The 3,518-nt window shown below is 53.0% G+C and carries 4 protein-coding genes and 1 pseudogene; all 5 read right to left on the reverse strand.

From position 1 onward, the window contains the following. Positions 1–27: 27 nt before the first annotated feature. Positions 28–549 carry a DEAD/DEAH box helicase family protein gene (locus tag HMPREF3175_RS03235; RefSeq protein ID WP_070490666.1) on the reverse strand — a complete coding sequence of 174 codons (522 nt, stop codon included), beginning with the start codon at positions 547–549 and terminating at the stop codon, positions 28–30. A gap of 26 nt (positions 550–575) precedes the next feature. Next, positions 576–1,034, reverse strand: a complete 459-nt coding sequence (locus HMPREF3175_RS03240) for a MarR family transcriptional regulator (RefSeq protein ID WP_070490667.1) — start codon at positions 1,032–1,034, stop codon at positions 576–578. 67 nt (positions 1,035–1,101) lie between these two features. Beyond that, positions 1,102–1,230 carry a helix-turn-helix domain-containing protein gene (locus tag HMPREF3175_RS10445; RefSeq protein WP_229677020.1) on the reverse strand — a complete coding sequence of 43 codons (129 nt, stop codon included), beginning with the start codon at positions 1,228–1,230 and terminating at the stop codon, positions 1,102–1,104. An 88-nt stretch (positions 1,231–1,318) separates the two neighbouring features. After that, positions 1,319–1,645 (reverse strand): annotated as a pseudogene (locus HMPREF3175_RS10450) (recombinase family protein); the annotation flags it as partial. A 313-nt stretch (positions 1,646–1,958) separates the two neighbouring features. Further along, complete coding sequence (locus tag HMPREF3175_RS09850) at positions 1,959–3,251, reverse strand: MFS transporter (RefSeq protein ID WP_083289374.1); 1,293 nt, start codon at positions 3,249–3,251, stop codon at positions 1,959–1,961. Positions 3,252–3,518: the final 267 nt, after the last annotated feature.

Raw genomic sequence — 3,518 nt, forward strand, 5'->3', positions numbered from 1 at the left:
AAGAAGCGGAACTAAACCCAGGACGCTTCAGTTCGTGCCATCCTTGCGCAGTGCCTTTTGCAGCTTACGGCTGAGCATGGACGATTCTTCATGCACTAACGCAGCAAACTCCATTGGTGCGAACGTGTACCCTTGGGCTTCAAGTTCTTTCACCAATGGAGTTTTCAGACGATCCAGATTGCCACTGTCCAGCTCATGCTGAATGATCTTCTCTTTGAACATATCCGGGTCACACTGCACATAACCAGGAACATCATTCAAGCGTTCCCGCTGCACGGTTCCCTTACCAGCTCCGGGCGGTCCAGCCATCACAATGGCTCTTCCCTCGTGCTTGATTTCACCGCGCTTAGCCGAATCATCAATCACCTCTTGCATCCACTTCTTATGCAAAAGCTCTCGTTCGGCTGTAGCACGTGGCCGCGATCCGCTTTGAATAAAATACTGTTCTTGTTTGATGGTCGAGTATGCCCCGCGAGGGTTCATATCAGGATCAGCCAGCACCTGACGCAGCGCCGCGTAATGTCGTTCTATCGATTCGTCGTTAGCCAACGATTCACCCTTCGGTTGCTCGCCGTCTAACCGGCCGTCTTCATCAAAACTTCATCGTAGATCGCATCGACAATCAAGCCTTTATCGGCCGCTTCGACAACTTCTTCCCAGGTTCCGTCCATGCTCTCTTCATACTCGCCGTACTCGTTCGCCCAAGGAGTCGGCTTATACGGCCATGCAACCAACTGGCGCACCACCTCGGTACGATCAATAAACCCGGCTGCGTACCGCTGACACACTTCATAAGGGCTTGCAGCGTTGAACTCACCAACCACAGCCGGTACAGCCTGGGCACGCTGCAACGCCTTCGCCACCGCCGGCTGAGACATACCCAGCAACGCCGCCATCTCACGCTGAGTCATCCCACCAGCAGAAGCCTTCAAAGTACGCTTGTAGTCCAGCGCATCAACCTCTACACGCTGCCGAGCTTTCAACAACTGCGCACGCATTTCATCATGCTGCGGACGCTCCATCAGCTGGCTCATAACAACCCCCTAAACCTCGAAACAAACATTTCCTCACTTCAAATATAACATTAGTTATCATTGTGGATCAAGGGTTTTCACTCGATAGTGACCTGTAAATACTCGCTGCACTGACACCAAGAATCTTGCCGATCTGCGCATAGCTTTTCCCTTCCTCGCGCAGCTGCCGCGCCGTCGCGGTGCGGTCTGCATCCATAACGCGCGGCCGCCCTCCGACTCTCCCCTGAGCGCGCGTGCGCTAAACCCCTCTTGGTGTTCTCTCGGATCATAGAGACGCGCAGCTGCGCCATGACCTCCATAATGCCCACAATGGCTTCGCCCATCGGCGTAGATATGTCCACGTCTAAGAATGGCTCGGTAAGACTTTTAATCCTCACACCGCGCTCTGCCAGCTCGCGGATAATCTCAATGGCCATCCGCTCTTCACCTGCCACGCGATCCAGGGCGCGGATGACCAACGTATCCCCCGGCTGCAATTGCGCCTTGCACGCGATCCACTGCGGCCGCGCAGCTTCCCGGCTCGACTCCCCCCGGTCAGTAAAAATCTGTTCAGCTCCGGCCGCGCGTAACTCGGCCGCCTGCGCCTGCGGGTTCTGCTCGCGCGTGCTCACTCGCGCATATCCAATGACTGCCGTATCAAAAACGGTACATAACCAGGTTGTGCAACGTTTCGGTTGTGAAAGACGTTTCTGAAACAACAAACCCCGGCGTGTCGCCGGGATTCGCCGTTCATTTCAAAAACGACCGTTTTTGGACAGCTATTTTGGAAAGTGTTATTACCACGCGAGTGCGCCCCTGACAGAGAGGCCCGAGTGCCCTAAAACTGGAATCACTGAAAAACACGGAACAAACACCATTTTGGCTTCAAATCAGCGGAAGACGATGAAGAGCAAGGACCTGGCCCTCGCGACCTAACAGGGACTGTCACTTCCTCCCGCACCAGACCCCGGCGCCAGGTTCATCTTCGGGCAGCTCTTCTGCAGACGGTACTCCACGCCGAGGAACCCCAGCTCTCAGTAGGAACACACACTGAAGCAGTGCAACACCCACAGCCATCCAGAGAGTTACTAGCGCACCTACCGTAGCCAACAAAGTCGCACCAACAACTCCTGCCAGCAACAGCATCCCTTGAGTAATAGCCCTACGAGTAGATGAAACACGAGCCATCAATTCATCAGGAGTGATCATAGCAATAACACTAGAGCTATTTACTGATAACATTCCAAGAGTTATCCCAAATAATGTAAATGAAATCCATATGTTCACTAAAGCCATTTCTGGAGCCAGAACAGACAAAGGAATAATAGCAAAATTTATCGGCACGAGCAGGCTAGCCATAAACATCGCTCTAAGTGGCCCAATCCTCCGGCCCAATCCAGGTGCAACGACAGCTCCAACCACGCCCCCAACAGCACTCAGCGACCACACTATTCCGAATAACTCCGGAGCGATCCCTAAATCCTTTAAAATAAACCACGACTCCGCAGCCTGATATAATCCGGCTGCCGCATTGTTAACAGAGGTGGTTAATACGAGCGCCAAAAGTAACTTATGTCCGACTAAGAACGCCCACCCTTCTTTGATGGCCGAGGATACTTTTGGCCAAGCCTCATTCGGGTCCGGGCGAGGGTCTTTCCTTATCTTTATCAGACTAGCTCCAGACACAAACTGTGCCGTCGCGCTAACCGCAAACGCCAGAGGAGCTGGAATCAACCGAACCAATAACCCGCCAGCAGCTGGACCCACCAGAGCCACGACTTGCTCAGATGCCATCAGGGAACCAGCAGCATCTCCCACATTCTCGCGTCCCACTATATTTGGAATAATAGACGTCTGCGCTGCTCTCGAGAACGTTTCGGTTAGTCCAATAATCCCCAATACAAGCAGCACTTGCCATGGCGATAAATAGCCAATGACAAACAATAGAACCGGGATACTGTATAGGCCGGCTCGTATCCACGACGTACCAATTAACGTTCGTCGCCGTCCTATTCTGTCAACTGCAACCCCAGCAAATAATCCAAACATTAATGGGCCAATACTATTTAACGGTGCAATCAATCCTGCTTCGAACGGCGATGCGTCGAGCACATTTATCATCCCTACGGACGCTGCAAACGTTGCAATAGCCTGCGAAATACTCAGGCAAGTATTGGATACCCAGACTCTCCTGAAGTCGCCACTACTCCAAATCATCGGCAACTTAAAAAGTTTCATCTGCGGCCTCCAGGCAGTCGAAGTTCAAGGGCGAGCACGGCTAGCAGAACGAGCGCCGAACCCGATGCGGCACTACCGTGGATTAAAGGTGCGCCACGTCACGATACACGAACCCGCACGGCAGCCCCGGCAACACGCACAAGAGAGCTGGCGCCTGACATTCTCACATCTGGCAGCTGAAGATGAGCTAATAGTCTGTATCGAGCATCACACTTCAGAGCTTATCGAAGGGAAGACATCGCGGCCGATATGAAAGCCTTCACGGTT

Source organism: Arthrobacter sp. HMSC08H08, assembly GCF_001807575.1.
GTDB lineage: Bacteria > Actinomycetota > Actinomycetes > Actinomycetales > Micrococcaceae > Pseudoglutamicibacter > Pseudoglutamicibacter albus.

What these genes read in the sequence shown, in the direction of transcription:
- HMPREF3175_RS03240 (WP_070490667.1), bottom strand. Translation starts at nt 1,034, where the DNA reads ATGAGCCAGCTGATGGAGCGTCCGCAGCATGATGAAATGCGTGCGCAG.
- HMPREF3175_RS10445 (WP_229677020.1), bottom strand. Translation starts at nt 1,230, where the DNA reads ATGGATGCAGACCGCACCGCGACGGCGCGGCAGCTGCGCGAGGAAGGG.
- HMPREF3175_RS09850 (WP_083289374.1), bottom strand. Translation starts at nt 3,251, where the DNA reads ATGAAACTTTTTAAGTTGCCGATGATTTGGAGTAGTGGCGACTTCAGG.